Source organism: Candidatus Brocadia sp., assembly GCA_021646415.1.
In the GTDB taxonomy this organism is placed as follows: Bacteria; Planctomycetota; Brocadiia; order Brocadiales; family Brocadiaceae; genus Brocadia.
In genome coordinates this window covers 34,905-53,441 of sequence record SOEU01000023.1, presented here as the reverse complement: position 1 = coordinate 53,441, position 18,537 = coordinate 34,905, and the positions used below count along the sequence as shown (strand labels likewise).

Below are 18,537 nucleotides of genomic sequence, written 5' to 3'. Positions count from 1 at the left end.
GATTAAAAAAGAGCAAAGAATGGTTATATAAATTGTGTTTATCTTTATTCCGTGAGCGTGGCCTCCAAATTGATGAACGGAAAAATTTCCATCTTCGCTTATTTGATGCAACAACAGTAAAGGAACCTGGAAGAACAGGAAGTCTTTGGCGCATTCACTATAGTATTGTGGTTCCTTCGTTATCTTGCGATTTCTTTAAACTTACGGAAACTGAAGGCGAAGGTTCAGGAGAATCTTTTTTTCAGTTTCCGATAAAAAAAGATGATTATATTATAGCTGACAGAGGTTACTGTACTGGTCAAGGAATTCATTATGCCACAAGGAAAGGCGCTTATCTTAGCGTTAGAGTTAATTCGCAATCTCTACGAATATTCGATGGAGAAAACAATTCCTTTGCTTTATCGAAAGAAATCCAACATCTAAAAAGACCTCTTGCTATAAAATCATGGAACGTTTTTATTCCAAACGTCGATAATACCGAATATGTCAGAGGGCGCCTTTGTGTAATACGCAAAACAGAAGAAGCTATTAAAATAGCTCATAAAAAACTCAGAAGACATGCAAGCAAAAAGGGCATTGAACTGAAACCGGAGACCCTTATTTATGCCAAGTACGTAATTGTATTCACAACGTTTCCTGAAAATCGATTTACCGCTTTTGATATCTTAGAATGGTATCGAATTCGATGGCAAATTGAACTGGTCTTTAAGAGATTTAAACAAATAGCACAATTTGGACACTTACCTAAATACGACGATGATAGCTCAAAAGCTTGGCTTTATGGCAAATTATTTGTTGCTCTTTTAACAGAAAAACTCATAGATTTTGCCAAGTCTTTTTCCCCCTGGGGATACATCATGGTCCAGCCAGAAGACTCAAAGCCAATGGCGTAAATTTGCTTTTATGCTTCATCAAGTAAAACGGGCTATAGAACCAGCGTTATCATTCCAGGAAGTTCTTAAGTACTGGAATGACATTGCTTGTTCTTTATCGGAAAATCCAAGAACCCGAAAGATGCAGATCTCAAAATGCTTCGAGTTCTTCAAAACAAGTTAGCGCTTATGGGGCTTCACCCCCGCCGTTATATACTGAAAGCCCTTCGGGCATGAAAATTGACATTTTCATTGTATATCTCACAGCTACAATTTTTCAAAAAACTAATCAACGTTCATCTGCGTCCCATTTCAATCATTCTGCTCTTTAATTCAACGGGCCAATCTTGTTTTCAACAGCATTGAGAATTTTGCCCTCATGTATCAGTTTGTACATTGTATTTACATCATCGGACACGATGCGGTCCTGTTCCATGTGGGTAATGTGCTCTCGAATAAGACGGTATGCCTCCATAGTTCCCATACCTGCCTTAAGGTTAGTAAACAGATCCATCGCCTGAGCCGCACATAGTAATTCTATGGAAATCACCTGTTCAGCATTTTTCAGCACTTCACGGCATTTTCTTGCGGCAATGGTCCCCATGCTTACATGGTCTTCTTTATTGGCTGACGTAGGAATAGAATCAACACTGGCGGGATGGGCAAGCACCTTGTTCTCGGAAACGAGGGCCGCCGCCGTATATTGTGCTATCATAAAACCCGAATTGAGGCCGGCGTCTTTTATAAGAAATGCCGGCAAACCACTCAACTGAGGATTTACCAGCCGTTCGGTGCGTCTTTCAGAGATATTAGCTATCTCTGACAGGGCAATGGCAAGAAAATCTAACGCCAGTGCCACAGGCTGACCGTGAAAGTTACCTCCTGATATAATCTGGTCTGTCTCCGGAAAAATCAAAGGATTGTCAGTCGCCGCATTCATCTCAATTTCCAGAACCCGCCTTGCATAATGAAGGGCATCGATAGAAGCCCCATGTACCTGTGGAGAGCACCGGATGGAATAGGCATCCTGCACACGGGAGCAGTCTTTATGCGACGAAACAATCTCACTGTTCCGGATAATGCGTCGAAGATTATCAGCACTAATAATCTGTCCTGGATGAGGTCTCACGTCATGAATCTTCTTGTCCAGCTCAACATTCGATGCTAACAGAACCTCTAAACTCATCCCTGCCGCAATATCTGCTGTCCTGAGTAAATTCAAGGCATCACAGACAGTAATGGCACCTATGGCCGTCATGACCTGTGTTCCGTTTATGAGGGCCAATCCCTCCCCAGCATCAAGATCGACTAATTGAATCCCCGCCTTTTCCATTGCAGCCTTCCCGCTGAAAATTCTGCCCTTAAAAAGGGCATGTCCCTGTCCAACCAAAACCAGAGCCATGTGGGCAAGCGGTGCAAGGTCACCACTGGCACCAACAGAACCCTTTTCGGGCATGAGAGGATACACACCCTTGTTAAACATCTCTACGAGAATCTTCAATGTCTCCGGCTTAATCCCTGCGTAACCCTTCGCCAGATCATTAATCTTGAGAAGCAGAGTAGCCCTTGCAGTTTCCTCGTCCAGGTAATTTCCTACACCTGCTGCATGGCTCATCAATATATTCTTTTGCAATTGTTTCGTCTGTTCTTTTGAAATCACCACATCACTCAGGGCACCAAAACCGGTAGTTAGCCCATAGATAGCCCGTTTAGAGTTTAAGGCACGCTGTACAGTCTCGCGTGCCTTAATCACCCTTACCTCGGCCTCCTCGCTCAGCATCACCCGGTACCCACCCCTCACCCCCTGAATAAATTGGGTGAGAGAAAGATTTCCTCCATTCATGACAATGTATTCCACGAAAAACTCCGTTTCTTAAATATTGTGTTTCCTTCGTATCATTATTGTCATCAGGTAACAACTTTTCAAGGTAATGGGGGTCAAATTACGATCCAATACTATTTTCCAAAACCATTATGAACGGTTACTGCGAAATCCTCCAGCGGTTTTTCACCAAAGCCGTACACGGTTACAAAGATAACACCTTTGTTTGCAAGGCAGGCCGATGGTATTGTACTATGTATGGGTATAGGTGTTAGTAGTGATGAAATTGTTGATGCCGAGCGAAACGAAGTATCTGACCTGAAATCATGATCAAAAAAATTTATTCATCTCAGCAAATCTTTTCATATCTTTTTCGAATATGTCACGCTCTGTCTTTCCGATTGAGATAATAAAATTCTTAATCCGGTGATACGGTCTCAGAATGAATACCCGCATAAGGTTGACCATGGCGAAATTGGCCTTAAACACAGGCGTAGTTTTAAAAAATGTGGAATACTTCCGTTTGTATTTCCATCTCAAAAATTGCAAGTCCTCTGATGAAAGATACCTTGTCTTAACGTTTGCCCAAAAGCCATTGTACTTGCGGTAATCAGTAGTATTTGTAACGAGCCCTTCTTTGATTAAAATATCCCGCATGCCGGTTTTCGGGTAAGGTGTGATAATCTGCTCGCCATAAAAATCAATATTGGCCTTATCAAAGAATTCAAAATTCTGGGCAATATCTTCTTCTTTGTCTTCTGCATGTCCGAGAATCATGCCACCCACAATTAATATGTTATTATTGTGCAGGTATTCAATCGCCCACTTTGTCTTTTCCAACAAGTTCCCCTTATTCATCAACTTCAAGTTCCGTTCGGATACATTTTCAATCCCCAGGAATACAATTTGGATGCCTGCACGTGCCATTTTTTTGGCCAATGTTGGAGAAGATGCCACGCCTGTCGTACTTGCCTGCACGATATAACGCAGATCATTGTGACCCGCTGCTACTATTGCGTCACATAGGGACTCAAACCTTTTTACATTCAGGGTTATATTATCATCTGCAAAGGCTATGTATCGTGCACCATTTTTTTTGGCGTTCGCAAGGTCATGCATAATCCTTTCAAAATTGTAGGTTCTGAACGTACGTCCATACATGCGGTTCATACTGCAAAAATTACACGTCATCGTACAACCGCGGGATGTCTCGACCATATCCAGTCCTTTTCCGGAAAAAAGGTACCCGTCCCAGATGCGTGCATCACGACGCGGGAGCTGCAAGGTATCCAGATGCTCCAGGGGTCTTGGGGGATTATGAAAAAATTTGCCATTACACCGATAGGACAGGCCAGGGATGTCTTTCCATTCTCGTTTTCCTTCAATGGCCTCCAGCATATCGCCAAAGGTTTTTTCACCCTCTCCGCGGACGATATAATCAAAAGGATCACCATCGTCGGAGGAAGCAATTTCTTCATACATGAGGGTGGCATGGTAACCGCCAATGGCTATTTTGATCTCCTTATGCATGCTTTTTATGAATGCCGCAATCCTCCGGGCTGTGTCAAATTGAAACGTCATGGCGCTCAGCCCTACCACATCGGGCTGATAGTCCTCAATAGCCTTTTTTACCGAAGAGGGCAAGGTCTTCCTTTTGAGTATCAGATCCGCCAGGGCCACTTCATGGTGCGATGGAATATTTCCAGCTATGGAAGAGATAGCCAGGTTTGGCGCCCTCCACGTCTTTGCAGAAAACTGGGGAACGGTATCGGGCATGGAACATAACAAAATTTTCATAAATTACGCCTTCTCTTGGTTTAAATGTCGTTTTATTTAATGTAGAGCGAAGTGCCTCTTCGCTCTATAACCACTGCTTTGAAATCCCAAAACGTTAAAAGTTAAGCACGGACAAACTTGTTTGTCCGCGCAACCCTTCATCTTGCTTTCAACTGTTATCATTACATTGGGAATCCATTTTACAGCGTTACCATGCATTGTCAAGCTTACAAACATAATTGGTGATTGTTGACTTTTATTTCATTTATGATATAGATAACGTTTTAATAATGAAATAAAAGAATTTCAATATTACGGGTAGGAGCCAACTCCTGCCAGGAGACGGCTCCTGTTATACAAGGATTTTAAATCCGCGTTTGTAGATCGAAGAGTCTCTTCGATCTACTAAAAAAGTAGCCGAAGTGCCCAATTTAGAAAGAAGTCTGGATGAGAAAAATTACGGGTATTTGCCTGATTTTTTATTTTTGTCTCTTGATCCTGAATCAAAATATTACCTGCGGCTATGGATATGCAAAAGAAGAAGATCCTCTGATCAAGGTATTTAAAGCAATTATCTTGCATGGAAGACAGGCCGATTGGCCAAAAGTTGCAGCTGAAGTCAATAGCATTCGTGATCGCACCACGGATATTTACCGGATATTTAAAATAGACCTGAAACCCCGGATCGATCGTGCCGTTGAACAACAGGATTTTCAAACCCTGGCCAATCAAATGGCTAACCTTATCTTTCTGGCCATTCGTGAAAAGTTTTATTACAACCGTAAAGAAAAATTAGAAATCTTCGTCCGTTCCAAAGTAAGACTGAGAATTGCTGAGGAATATTATACCATCCTGCTCGCAGGAAACGTGAGGGATTACGATGTTCGGCACAAAACCAGTTTCCATGAAAGTATCTACAACAGGTTTGTAAAGGCACGGGACACTTTGGGAAGCACGGGCTTTTTAGGAGCAGGGTCGGTAAAACCCGATGCAAAGGAATTTGACACGTTGACAAGGGAAATAGAAGGTTTGCTCTTAAAGGCGTTCCCCTATTTTGAAACAGGAGAGGCAGACCCAGCACAATGATATGGCATGGGCTTTTCTCCCTATAAATTTCTGATGAAATATAATTTGCTTGTCTTATATATAATCCTTTTCCTACCACTTATGTGTTACGCAATGGATCAGGACAATAAGGCCGCAACTGATAGAGCCAATTCAAGCAACGTGTCGGAAGCAGAAACGCCTGCTTTACCTGAAGATTACTATTTCAACATTGAGTCTGTTTCGATGGAAACAGAAATACCAAAAGACTGGAAAAGATTTGACTTCCACGGGTTTTTTGGTGTTACTTCTCCGGTTAAAGGCCGGGATGACGACTCACAACAACCATCCTCAAGATTTCTCGATGAGAACGAACTCACCCTCTGGGCAGGGAAACGGATATCAAAAAAGTTATCGTTTGATTCCGAGCTCGAGATCAAAGAAGGATTTACAGAATACGACCTGGAAATATTTAAGTTTGATTACGAGATCATAGATAAACTCCTGGTATTTCACATAGGAAAGTTCAAATTTCCGCTGGGAATAGAACGGTTTGTGGAAGCCGGAACTTTCAATAAATTAGTAGACCGCCCCCTTCCCTCGATCAGGATTATACCGGGAACATATTCCGATATCGGTGGTATGTTTCATGGTACTGTGCCGTTACCTTACGACACAAAGCTGAGATACGAAATAGCCGTAACAAATGGTCTTGAAGGACCGGATCCAAAAGATGTACAACAACTCTGGGATAATAACCGTAACAAGGCCATTGGTGGAAGGCTCGGTTATGAGTGTCTGCCAGGGCTGGAAATAGGAGGTTCATATTCACGGGGAAAATATGATGAGGACAATAAACTGGATATCGATTTTCTGGGGGCTGATATTCAGTTTAAAAGGGGGAATCTGGAAGTACGCGGCGAGTATATAACCAGTCATGTGGAACAGAAAACAATACATGGCGACGATTACTCCCGGAATGGTTATTACCTCCAGACATCCTATAAATACCCATTTAATTTAGATTATTTACGATATCTGGAGGGAGTCGTGAGGTTTGATTCCGTAGATCCTAACCGTAATGTTACCGATGGGGAGGAGGCAGACCGGGTTGCCCTGGGTATAAATTACTATCTTAATGAGCATCTGGAATTTAAATTCGAATACGAGATTGAGAATGAGCCTGGGGAAGAAATACACAGCAAATCTTTTGCCCAGGCCATATTCAGGTGGTAAAAATTCTAACCCGAATGAGCCGGAAGTGTAAAAGGAAAACTTGACAAGGAATTTCAAAGCAGTGGTTGTAAAGCGAAGAGACTCTTCGCTCTGGTGCGCCATAAAAAAGCTGCCGAAGTGCTTATTTATCTCTCTGCATCCCTAGGTTCTCTGCGACCTCGGTGGTGAACTGTTACGGCTGACCCTTCCAAACGTGCTTACCATTCCACAGATTTCGGGAAAATTTATCTAAAGTATTGGTTTACAATACCGATATAATAAGATAAATATAAACATTTTTTGTGTATAATCTGTTTCTCCAGTCGTTCAGTATCACAGCAATTTTCAGCAATCGGAGCCCCTTTTAACGTAGAATAGTTGCAACATCTCAAGAAAACAAATCCCCCTTAATCCCTTTTGCTAAGGCTGGGAGGATTTAAGGGGATTAATTTAGTTGTATAGGCGTGGTATCTTCCAAAGATAATTTTGATATTTTTAGCAAAAATTATGAGTAAAATTAAACCCTGTCAGGGTTTTGAACCCTGACAGGGTTAACTCACGAATTTCGTGCTTCGGATTTTGTCTTTTCCGAGTTGTTCGGGTGAAGAATTTCGTTTTATTTAAGCGATATTTGGGGTGGCACGAACAAACTTGTTTGTTTGTGTTTAATTTTGCTTGTTCCCAAACTCTGTTTGGGAACACAATTGCTACGAAACCCCTCTGTGTCGTTATGTTGTGGTATTCAAACCTCAAGGACACCCATATTTTTACTCGAAACAAAGTTTCTTAACCAGACTCGTTCCCAAACAGAGTTTGGGAACGAGTAAAAGAGTCGATGCCAAAGCATCCTAACTTGAGTCGTCACTATAGTTATGAAGTACATAAATCCATTATCGAGTCAAGTTATGAAATTTCTCATTATAGACGACAATCCTGCTGATAGAGAACTCATCATGCGTTTATTGCAGAAGGAATTCCATAGTTCCAAATTTACAAATGTTATCGAACAAAGGGATTTTGATGAAGCAATTACCCGGCGTGATTTTAACATGGTGATTACCGAATATTGTCTTAGCTGGACTGATGGGTTGTGGATTCTCAAGAGTATCAAGGAACGGTTTCCTTACATACCAGTGATAATGGTTACTCATACGGAACGAAAGGAGATTGATGCGGAAGGTATGAAGTCTGGTCTGAGCAATATTATCCATAAGAAACATCTACACCTTCTTCCTGCGGCAGTGAGGGAGAGTGTAGAGAGGGTTGAATTGCTCAAACGGTTTGAACGATGTTGTGGAGTGCATGCCACAATGCGTATATTGGCTGAATCCACTACTCTTCTTGAAGCTATTCCAAAAATCCTCCAAACAATATGCGAAAGTCTGGATTGGACCCTTGGTGAGTTTTGGACCATGGACAACAAAACAGATAAACTGCGTTTCATTGAAGTCTGGCATAAGCCGTCAGTGAAGGTTTCAGCATTTGAGACACTGAGACGGCAGATCGTCCTTTCGCCTGGTAGTGGATTACCCGGAAGTGTTTACGCCAGCCGGAAACCTGTCTGGATCACAGATGTTGTCAACGATGTAAATTTCCATCGTGCGGCAATCGCTGCCAAAGAGGGATTGCGTGGGGCTCTGGGTTTCCCAATTATGGCTGGAAACGAAGTACTTGGCGTCTTCGTGTTCCTGAGCCGCGAGATACAACAGATGGACGAGGACCTGCTCATGATCCTGACCACCATCGGTAGCCAGATCGGTCAGTTCATCAAGCAAAAACAGGCGGAAGAGGCTCTGCATCATGCGCAGGAAAAGTTAGAAATGCAGCTCAGGGAACGCACCACCGCTATGGCACAATCCAATGAAGCCTTGAGAAAGAAAATCATTGAGCACAAGATGGCGGACGAAGCACTTCGGGAGAGCGAAGAGCGATTCGGGAAACTGGCAGAAAAGGTACGGCTAATCCCCTGGGAAGCAGACGCCAGGACATGGAAATTCACTTATATAGGCCCCCAGGCTATAGAGATCCTTGGCTATGCGCCGGAAACCTGGTATACAGCCAATTTCTGGGCCGAGCATATCCACCCGGAAGACCGCAAATGGGCAGTCAATTATTGTGCAGAGATGAGCATGCTGCATGAAAACTATGAATTTGAATACAGGACACTCACGGCAGATGGGCAAATCGTATGGTTGCGTGACATAGTCAATGTCGTCCGTGATGAGGCTGGACCAAAGATTTTACGCGGATTTATGATCGACATCACTAAACGCAAGCGAATAGAGGAAGAACTGAAGGCGCTTAACGAATCTTTGGAAAAGCGCATCGAGGAACGAACAAAGGAGTTAGTAAAGGCAAATGAAGAACTACAAGTAAAAATCGCCGAACGCAAAATGATAGAAGATGCACTGTATGCAAGTGAGGCTCGATACCGCGACCTCTTTGAGAATTCTCCAGTTTCTCTTTGTGAAGAAGATTTGTCAGAGGTTAAAACCTGCATTGATAGTCTACGAGAATCGGGAATCACAGATTTCAGGACATATTTTGATAATCATTCAGAAGTAATTCATACATGTGCTGCAAAGGTAAAGATTATTGATGTAAATAAGGCTACGTTGAATATGTACAAAGCAAAAAATAAAAAACAGATTCTTCGTGGCTTATCTCAGTCTTTCGACAAAGAATTATTCGATGTGTACAAGCAGGCAGTTATCGCTCTTGCGGAAGGTAAAACTTCGTTTGAGGCAGAAGTTTTCACCCGCACGCTTATGGGCTCAAAGAACTGCATGGTTTTGAGATTGTCCATATCACCTGGGTTTGAACAAACATGGGCAAGGGTAGTTGTTTCTCTTACAGACATCACTGAGCGAAAATGGATTGAGGATGCTCTCAAGCGTAGAATACTTCTTGAAAAGACGATTGCCAGTATATCCACAAGGTTTGTTATTCTTTCAGATTTTAATAATACTATTTATAAATCTCTGGCCGATGCAGGCCGATTAAGCAAAGCGGGGAGAGCCTATCTTTTTCAATTTCGCGATAACGGGAAAATCATGGATAACACCCATGAGTGGTGCGATGAGGGGGTCACACCCGAAATCCAGAATCTCCAGGATCTTCCCACTTCAATGTTTCCCTGGTTCATGGAGAACCTGCGTGCTGGTAATGTAATTCACATCCCCGACGTCTCGAAAATGCCGCCTGAGCGCGATTTTGATAAGGCATTCCTGGAAAAGCAGGGTATCAAATCGCTGTTGGTCTTGCCCGTATATGCTGATGCAGACCTGGCTGGATTTCTTGGTTTTGACAACGTCGTAACAGCCGGTCCATGGCATGAAGAAGATATAACCCTGCTCCGTATCATGTCAGAGATCATAGGAAGCGCAATCGCACGTAAGCGGTCGGAGGCTCTTATTACTTACATGGCTTACCATGATACCCTCACCAGCTTGCCCAATCGCAATCTATTGAAAGACCGACTTCAAGTGGCCGTGGTCCATGCAAAGCGAAATAAAAGTATGGCGGCAGTTATGGTTCTTGACCTGGACAACTTCAAAACCATCAATGACACGCTGGGACACCACGTAGGCGACTTACTGCTCAGGGCTGTTGCCGAACGATTGATACGATGTGTCCGTGAGAGTGATACGGTTGCCCGTACTGGCGGCGATGAATTTACGGTCATCCTTTATGATCTTGTCCATGTAGAGGACGCTGCTACTGTTGCACAGAAATTTCTTGATGCATTATACCAACCCTTTCAGTTCGAAGGCCATGAAGTCAACATCACCACCAGCATAGGTATTAGCCTTTATCCCCTGGATGCAGAGGAGACGGAAAGCCTGGTCAAAAACGCTGACATAGCTATGTACCTATCCAAGGAACATGGTAAAAATACCTATCGCTTCTACAAGTCTGATATGAATACCCACGTTTAAACAACATTTGACAACCAAGCTTCATTTACCTATGATTATATGTTACGTTTTGTATCTGACATATAATTTCTACAACTCCTGACCAGAACAAGCCTGAAGTATAAAATGAAAATTGCGAGATCCATTTTCCATTTTTCACTTATTTTTTGCTAAAAATGCCAAAATTCCAAAAAATTCTCCACCCTGAAAAATTCAATTTGATATTGTACTACACTATCACCAGCTTTGCAGTCACCGCAATCCTGAGTCTGGTGGTGGGGTGGATATTCCCAAGTATGGAGAGCCAGGAATTAGTCAAACGAAGTGAGGAATACGCACAATACTTTACCGTTCATCTGAATTATGAGATCTATAAAGATTTTCTTTTCCCTACCCTCCGGAAGGAAAAAGAAATCGATCTCGAAAACAACCACAAACAACTTAAACAGCTGGATAAGACCGTTCGTGAGAATTTGTACGGGTTAAAAGTAAAGAAACTGTATTTATATGATCTGGAAGGTCGTATCATTTACAGTACGGTGCCGGAGCATATAGGGTTCACCCTCGATCGCGGCATAAATAAAAAACTGGATTCTGCCATTCATGGTAAACCTGCATCTGCATTAAGGCTGGCAGGTACAACTGATTCGAAAGGCTCCTCTGTGGTTGAAACCTTACTCGAAAGTTATTACCCCTTTTATGAAATGGAAAAGGACGGATCCAAAAAAAACCAGGTAGGGGTATTGGAGATTTACCAGGACATGTCCGGATTAAAGAGGCAGATAGCAAAGGCACGGGAGAAGGCGCTTGTTATGACAGGTTCGGCAATGGGGGTTTTATTTTTTGCCCTTTTCCTCATAGTCATGAAGGCAGCAAGGATTATCAATATAAGGACGAAACAATTGATTGATGCCCGCTATACCTTAGAACTCAAAGTAGAGGAAAGGACTCAGGAAATTCGGGAAGCATATAAAAAATTACAACTCACCCAACGCAAACTAATACAATCCGAAAAACTGGCAAGCATCGGCACACTCGTTACGGGGCTTGCCCACGAGATTAATAATCCACTAGCTTCTGTAGCCAGTTGTGCCGAAGGCTTGATTGAACGGCTTAAAATAATATTGGATCGCAAAGAACAATACCATCCCAGGTTAGCCCAGCATAACTTTAACCAGTCACAAAATGGGGATCAGGGGTCAGGGGTCAGGGATCAGAGGTCAGAAGCGCATCTCCCGAACCCTGTTCCCCGACCCCTGATCCCCTTAAAAGAACTTGCTGATGAAAAGCAGTCTTTACCGTATAATACAATAGATTCAGATATATTTACTGAATATCTAAAGATTATCTGCGATGAAACCTATCGGTGTAAAACCATTATCTCGAATCTCCTTAACTTTTCGAGGCAGACAGAACCAAAATTTGAGCAAGTCGAGGTAAATCGTATTATTCATGATACGCTTTCCGTTGTCCAGTATCAGTCCCAATCAAGGAGTCAAAACATCAACCTCAATCTCTCCGAAGAACCGTGCTCTGTAATTGGAGATCCGCAACAGTTAAAACAGGTCTTCCTCAACTTAATTATTAATGCACTGCATGCAACTGAAGGTGGTGGTGACATCTCTGTATCAACCTGTAAAAAACAGACCGTTGTACAAATAGTTTTCCAGGATTCTGGTACCGGTATCGAGACAGAACACCTTGATAAAATATTCGACCCTTTCTTTACCACAAAACCAACCGGAAAGGGTACCGGACTGGGGCTTGCTATCTGTTATGGCATTATAGATGTCCATAGTGGAAGAATTGAAGCCTTTAGTGAAGGGGCTGGTAAGGGTGCGTGCTTTACGATAACATTGCCTTTAGCAACATAGCAATTCGTTCCCAAACTCCGTTTGGGAACGCAATGGGTAAGAAACTCTGTTTCGAGAAATCAATCGATAAAGTTTCTGACAGTTAAGCAGATATCCATGAAACAGAGTTTGGGAACAAGCGGGGTAACCTTTGAAATTCCCCGACGGTAATTGTAATATAAAATTTTATATTCAATTTCGAACACAAGAACATCATGAGTAAAAGACCTAACATCCTATTTACAGACGATGAAGACACGTTCCGGAACATTATGGCAAAGGAACTCACCCGCATGGGATATAACGTGACCTGCTGTGCTAACGGGCCAGAGACTCTAAGGAATATGCAGGAGCGTGATTTTGACGTGGTTATACTGGACATGAATATGCCCATGATGAACGGAATTGAGATCTTGAAAAAGGTGAAGGAAATGGAGTCTACAACAGAGGTGATTGTTTTGACAGGGCAAGGTTCTATTGAAAATGCCGTTCAAGCTATAAAATTAGGTGCGTACGATTACCTCACAAAACAGTGCCGTTTGAGCGAACTTGATGCATTATTGCAAAAAGCATTGGAAAAAAGACAGTTAAACAGGGAGAATGCACATCTCAGAAGATTGGTAAAAAGTGTCCGGGAAACCCCTGTAATGATCGGAAACAGCATCGCAATGAATGCTGTTTATAAAATGATCGACAAGGTGGCTCCATCAGATTCCATTGTTTTGATTCAGGGGGAAAGTGGCACAGGAAAGGAACTCATTGCTCAGACACTCCATCTGCGTAGTACACGGGCAAATAAACCATTCGTGGTTGTTAACTGTGCCACCTTGCAGGAAACTTTATTAGAAAGTGAACTTTTTGGACATACGAAAGGGGCATTTACCGGCGCCACAGAATCACGGATGGGACTGTTCGAAGCAGCAGACGGAGGTACGCTGTTTCTGGACGAGATTGGAGAACTCACCGTTAACACACAGGCAAAGCTCCTTCGCGTTGTTCAATCAGGCGAGGTCCGGCGCATTGGTGACAATAAAGCAATTACTGTAGATACCCGTATCATTGCTGCTACCCATAAAAATCTGGCTACAGAAGTAAAAAATGGAAGATTCAGGGAAGACCTCTATTTCAGGTTAAACGTGATTACTCTATCTCTTCCCTCCTTGAGAGAAAGGCGGGAAGACATCCCCCTTTTAATCAACTATTTTCTTGAAAACTTTTGCCGGGATATGCCGAAAAAGAAAATACTTCCCGAAGCATTAACGGCAATGACCCAATACACCTGGCCAGGTAACGTGCGCGAATTAGAAAACACCATGGAACGTCTGGTAGTACTGGCAGAAGGCGAGAACATCGCCATTGAGGATTTACCAGAAAATATTCGCGGAATATCCTCTTCCCGGAACGCAATCGAGGGCACAGAAGGAACTCTTTCGGATGTGGAGAAGAAGTATATACTTAAGGTACTACACGAAAAACGGTGGAATAAAACCCTTGCCGCAGAAGCCCTTGGTATATCTCTGAAAACGTTATACAATAAATTAAAAGTGTACAATATTGATTTGTAATGAATTTTTTTGATAATACTATAAAATACAATCGGTGAATCCGGATATTTCCATTGTTATTCCCGTATATAACGAGGTCGATAACATTGAACCTCTCGGTCGTTCTATCATCAATAAAATGCGGGGTAAAAACTATGAAGTAATCTTTGTGAATGACGGCAGCACTGATGGTAGTACGGGGAAATTAAATGCGTGGTGTGCTAGCCATACAAACTTCCGTACAATTCATTTCAAGAAGAATGCCGGTCAAACGGCAGCCATGGACGCCGGCTTTAAACATGCAGCAGGGAAATATGTGGTTTCCATGGATGCAGATATGCAGAACGACCCTGCGGATATTCCGAAATTGCTTGAAAAACTCGACACTTATGATATGGTATGCGGGTGGAGACAGAAGAGGAACGACCCGTGGATCAAACGCATCTCTTCCAAAGTAGCGAACTTTATCAGAAACAAACTTTCACAGGAAGATATTAAAGATACGGGGTGTTCCCTGAAGGCATATCGGAAGGAATGTTTCAATCGAATCAAGTTATATAATGGCATGCATCGGTTTTTACCAACCCTGTTTAAAATGGAAGGTTTTACGGTTGCGGAAATTGTGGTAAACCACTATCCGAGGAAGTTTGGAAAATCGAAGTATGGTATATCGAACAGGGCATTCAGGGCATTTATAGATCTGCTGGTCGTACGATGGATGAAAAAACGTAAACTGAATTATGAGGTAAATAATGACTAATCTTGCAACACATATTAACGCATGGATTATCCTGGGTTTTATTGGACAATTTTTGTTTGGATCAAGGTTTTTCGTACAATGGATTGTTTCTGAAAAGCGCGGCGAAAGTATCATCCCCGAGGTGTTCTGGTATCTGAGCATGGCGGGAAGTGCAATATTATTAACGTATGCAATTTATCGACGTGATCCTGTTTTTATCATGGGACAATGTTCGGGGCTTTTTATCTATGTACGCAATATTATGTTAATCTACAAAAAGAAAAGAATACTGGCTACGGCTGCAGGTAAGGGATTTGGATTACGAAAGACTTTTACAGAATAACTTCGCTACCGAACGTATATAATTTTGCCTGTAAAAAATGGCAAAACAAATAAAATTAGTACAAGCGTGCAATATATAAATTTTCGATGCAGGGTAAGCCTTCTGTTTTTTGTTTGTTTTTTATTACGTCTGTGTTTTAGAGGCAAATATCTTGACTGCTGTGACAGCATAGACTTTGCCCTGGGGATCAGAGATTACGACCTTTCCCTCCTTCAGCCACACTTTCCTGGTTATCCTGTTTATATATTTATCTCACGACTATTTTTCAGATTCTTCGCTGATGAGGCCTGGGCGTTAGTATTACCCGGTGTTTTTTTTAGTAGTCTTACGGTCTACCCGCTTTTCTCCCTTGCCAGACAGTTATTTTCTGAAAAGGTTGCCACACTGACGGCAATTCTTTATCTCATCAATCCATTGTGTTGGTTACAAGCCGAAAGACCCACCTCTGATGCTATGGGCTTATTTTTTGTAACATTATCTGCCGATTTCTTGTATCGGGCATTTAACCCGATGCTTACGAATTTCAATAACAAAAACTGCCTTTTTTGGGGCGGTCTGGCCCTAGGTCTCGGACTCGGTGTGCGACTTTCTTATTTTCCATTCATTGCATTATTGATAGGCGTCTTATTCTATTTAGCTGTTCAAAGAATGAACCATAAGACACAGGTCATTTTGTATGGATTCATGGGACTCGTTGCTGGTATTTTTTTCTGGCTTTTCCCACAAATCGGACACATAGGCTGTAGTTCTTTTTTTCAAAATGGCTTTTTATTTTCCTATGGGCATTTTACCGATTGGGGCGGCTCGATATTCACCTTTTGCGGATTAACGCGGATCGCCTGTCTTGTGAAGTCAATATGGGTGTGCGGGCTGGGTGGCTGGTGGTATGATACCTCGTTTTTGAGATTAATCCCCTCCATGATTATCATAATCTCCCTTTTTTATTTCCTCAAGTATTATCACTTTGACCGCCGAGGATGGTTCTTAGTATTATATGTGTTCCCTTATTTGCTTTGGGTGATTCTTGGGCAAAACGTGGCAAACCCGAGGCATATAATGCCAATCATACCTATGATATTGATACTGATCGCATGCGGACTATGCAAAGCCCAGGAAACGGATTACAAGGGTGTTTTTCTGCTTTTTACATTGACACTGATTGTTAGTATGTCAGTAATATCGTTCAAATTAGTTGTCAAATATCGTAATAATATCCCGGCGCCAATACAATTAATCCAATTTATTGAAAGGCAATTTAATAATATTTCTACAAGAATCTACTGTTGCAACGAGAAAAGATTTTTTGATTATTATGCCCCTCAATGGGACGTGAGAACGGTACGGGATATAACAGAGTTAAAGAGTGACTTATTGTGTTCATTAGGTAAACCCCAAAATATTCTCATGGTTCATACATCGGGAGAAATGAAACAATTCGGCATAACAAACCCACCTATGACAAAGTTCAAAGGAAACCCATACACCGATAGCACAAGGGAAGAGTTGCAGCTTTCTGTGTTGACCAATTCACAGGTCGGGCATCATTTCTAGATCGATACTTTTGTAAGAATTACAATTATTACATGTAAATATTACATAAATTTATAGACATCGCTGGTATTACATCAAGAGAGACAAATACTTGTTTGACCATAAGCTCATTACATTTCAAATACTTACAGCATACTCCCATCTTTATTTCGTTTTTTCACAATATTCGGTACATCTGTTGCGCTGTGTCCAACGTTTGATTTAACATCTCGCTATGAAAAGCTCGGAAGCATTCATCAAGTACAGAACAGTCTGGATAATAGATAATGAAACAAAAAACGATACTCATAACAGGCGCAACAGGATTTTTAGGAAATTACCTGACCAGAGAACTTTTTGAGGCAGGTTTTTACCTCAAACTTCTTATCAGAAATTCAGCGAATGGACAGGCTAAAGAAAGGATTTCTGAAGTGTTCCCGCCGGTTGGGAACACGGAATCTGTGCTTGACACACTATCCGGCCGTATTGAAATAATTGATGGGGATGTTTCTCAAAAATGCCTTGGACTAAATGCACAGGATTATTCAAGATTATCGGATACCGTTGATGAGGTATTTCACTGTGCTGCAGCAACAAAATTCTGTAATGGATCAGACAACACGCTGGTACCTACCAATGTTTACGGCACTGAACACATAGTATGGTTTTGTCTCTCAAACAAACCAAAAAGGCTTCATTATATTAGTACGGCTTATGTTGCGGGGACAAGACGTGATACAGTTTTTGAGCATGAACTGGAGAAAAAACAGACGTTTAATAATAATTACGAAAAATCAAAGTTTGATGCCGAGAGATTGTTGAGGCAATTTGCGAACAAATATAATATCCCCACGACGATCTATCGACCGAGTATTATCGTAGGTGATTCCAAAACCGGTTTTACACGTAATTACGACAGCATTTATGTATTTGGCAAGGGATTGAACCGTCTTAAAAATTATGAAATGCGAAATAATCACAAAGATACACAGTGTAGCAGCAGAAACGATATCGGCCATCCTCCATCTTTGAGAATTCCCGGTGACAAACATGCCACGATAAACCTTGTACCCGTGGATTACGCCACACATGCAATCGTTGCCATCTCCGGACAGGCAAATAGTATAAACAAGATATTTCACATCGTAAATCCGTCCCCACCCACACTCGGTGAACTTGCCGAGTGGATGACGATTGCAACAGGTATCCATCATATAAAGATTGTGCCCATATATGAATTCCAGGTTCGGCCACACAACTTACCGGAAAAATTATTTTTACAGGGAACTGAGGCCTTCCGACCATATATGTTTGGAGAACCTTATTTTGATTCGACAAACACAAGGATCATGTTAAGCGGTACGGGGATCGAGTGCCCTTTGATTACCCAGGAACTCATCAACCTGTTTATTCAGTATGCTATTGATACAAATTGGGGTAAAAAAAAACAAACCGTCTGCAAGTTAACAATTCCAAAGTTCTATGACAATTCTTCAAGAAAGTACTATAAACAAAATGGGTAAAAGACCGGAAATCCCGGAAAATATCACTCATATCGAATACTTTAACCGATTGTTAAAAGATAGGGTAAATAGTTGCACAATTCCCAAAATATCCAGTCTTAATGCTATCATCCAATTCGAGATAACGGATAATGGAAACGGGATTTGGAACATTGTGATAGAAAACGGTTTCGTAAAGGAAGTAACAAAGAAGGTGCTGGAGAAACCCACGTGTACCTTTACCTTGAACAGCAATACATTTCTCTCTATTCTCAGGCGTGAAATAACCCCACAAATGGCATTTTTCAAAGGAACGGTTGATATAAAAGGAGACATTCTATTAGCACTAAAGATGAATATCCTGGTTAATTACCTGTAAT

Annotated in this window: 13 protein-coding genes; 11 read left to right on the top strand and 2 right to left on the bottom strand. The window is 41.8% G+C overall.

What is annotated here, in order from left to right; translation table 11 throughout:
- On the top strand, positions 1-893 hold an 893-nt coding region (locus E3K36_14955; protein ID MCF6156501.1), incomplete at its 5' end, for an IS4 family transposase.
- A gap of 307 nt (positions 894-1,200) precedes the next feature.
- Here the strand turns inward: E3K36_14955 and hutH are convergent.
- Both hutH and E3K36_14945 read right to left on the bottom strand, forming a co-directional pair.
- Positions 1,201-2,715, bottom strand: a complete 1,515-nt coding sequence (gene hutH / locus E3K36_14950) for a histidine ammonia-lyase (GenBank protein MCF6156500.1) — start codon at positions 2,713-2,715, stop codon at positions 1,201-1,203.
- A gap of 309 nt (positions 2,716-3,024) precedes the next feature.
- Positions 3,025-4,491 (bottom strand): B12-binding domain-containing radical SAM protein, encoded by a 1,467-nt coding sequence (locus E3K36_14945; GenBank protein MCF6156499.1) that lies wholly within the window; start codon positions 4,489-4,491, stop codon positions 3,025-3,027.
- Between the two features lie 426 nt (positions 4,492-4,917).
- Here E3K36_14945 and E3K36_14940 point away from each other — a divergent pair, with 426 nt between their 5' ends.
- The 10 genes from E3K36_14940 to E3K36_14895 all read left to right on the top strand — a co-directional run bounded on the left by E3K36_14940 (position 4,918) and on the right by E3K36_14895 (position 18,536).
- Positions 4,918-5,556, top strand: coding sequence for a hypothetical protein (locus E3K36_14940; GenBank protein ID MCF6156498.1), 639 nt, complete (start codon positions 4,918-4,920; stop codon positions 5,554-5,556).
- A 6-nt stretch (positions 5,557-5,562) separates the two neighbouring features.
- Entirely contained in the window at positions 5,563-6,750 is a 1,188-nt protein-coding gene (locus E3K36_14935) for a hypothetical protein (GenBank protein ID MCF6156497.1), read from the top strand.
- An 851-nt stretch (positions 6,751-7,601) separates the two neighbouring features.
- Complete coding sequence (locus E3K36_14930) at positions 7,602-10,667, top strand: diguanylate cyclase (GenBank protein ID MCF6156496.1); 3,066 nt, start codon at positions 7,602-7,604, stop codon at positions 10,665-10,667.
- 203 nt (positions 10,668-10,870) lie between these two features.
- Positions 10,871-12,520 (top strand): hypothetical protein, encoded by a 1,650-nt coding sequence (locus E3K36_14925; GenBank protein ID MCF6156495.1) that lies wholly within the window; start codon positions 10,871-10,873, stop codon positions 12,518-12,520.
- Between the two features lie 194 nt (positions 12,521-12,714).
- Positions 12,715-14,064 carry a sigma-54-dependent Fis family transcriptional regulator gene (locus E3K36_14920; protein ID MCF6156494.1) on the top strand — a complete coding sequence of 450 codons (1,350 nt, stop codon included), beginning with the start codon at positions 12,715-12,717 and terminating at the stop codon, positions 14,062-14,064.
- Between the two features lie 34 nt (positions 14,065-14,098).
- Complete coding sequence (locus E3K36_14915) at positions 14,099-14,803, top strand: glycosyltransferase (protein MCF6156493.1); 705 nt, start codon at positions 14,099-14,101, stop codon at positions 14,801-14,803.
- On the top strand, positions 14,796-15,125 hold the full coding sequence (locus tag E3K36_14910) for a lipid A biosynthesis protein (protein ID MCF6156492.1): 330 nt from the start codon (positions 14,796-14,798) through the stop codon (positions 15,123-15,125). Before E3K36_14915 ends, E3K36_14910 begins: the two co-directional genes overlap by 8 nt.
- An 18-nt stretch (positions 15,126-15,143) precedes the next feature.
- A complete protein-coding gene (locus tag E3K36_14905; GenBank protein ID MCF6156491.1) occupies positions 15,144-16,676 on the top strand; it encodes a DUF2723 domain-containing protein in 1,533 nt (510 codons plus the stop codon).
- Between the two features lie 266 nt (positions 16,677-16,942).
- A complete protein-coding gene (locus E3K36_14900; GenBank protein MCF6156490.1) occupies positions 16,943-18,178 on the top strand; it encodes an NAD-dependent epimerase/dehydratase family protein in 1,236 nt (411 codons plus the stop codon).
- On the top strand, positions 18,138-18,536 hold the full coding sequence (locus E3K36_14895; GenBank protein ID MCF6156489.1) for an SCP2 sterol-binding domain-containing protein: 399 nt from the start codon (positions 18,138-18,140) through the stop codon (positions 18,534-18,536). Before E3K36_14900 ends, E3K36_14895 begins: the two co-directional genes overlap by 41 nt.
- Position 18,537 lies beyond the last annotated feature (1 nt).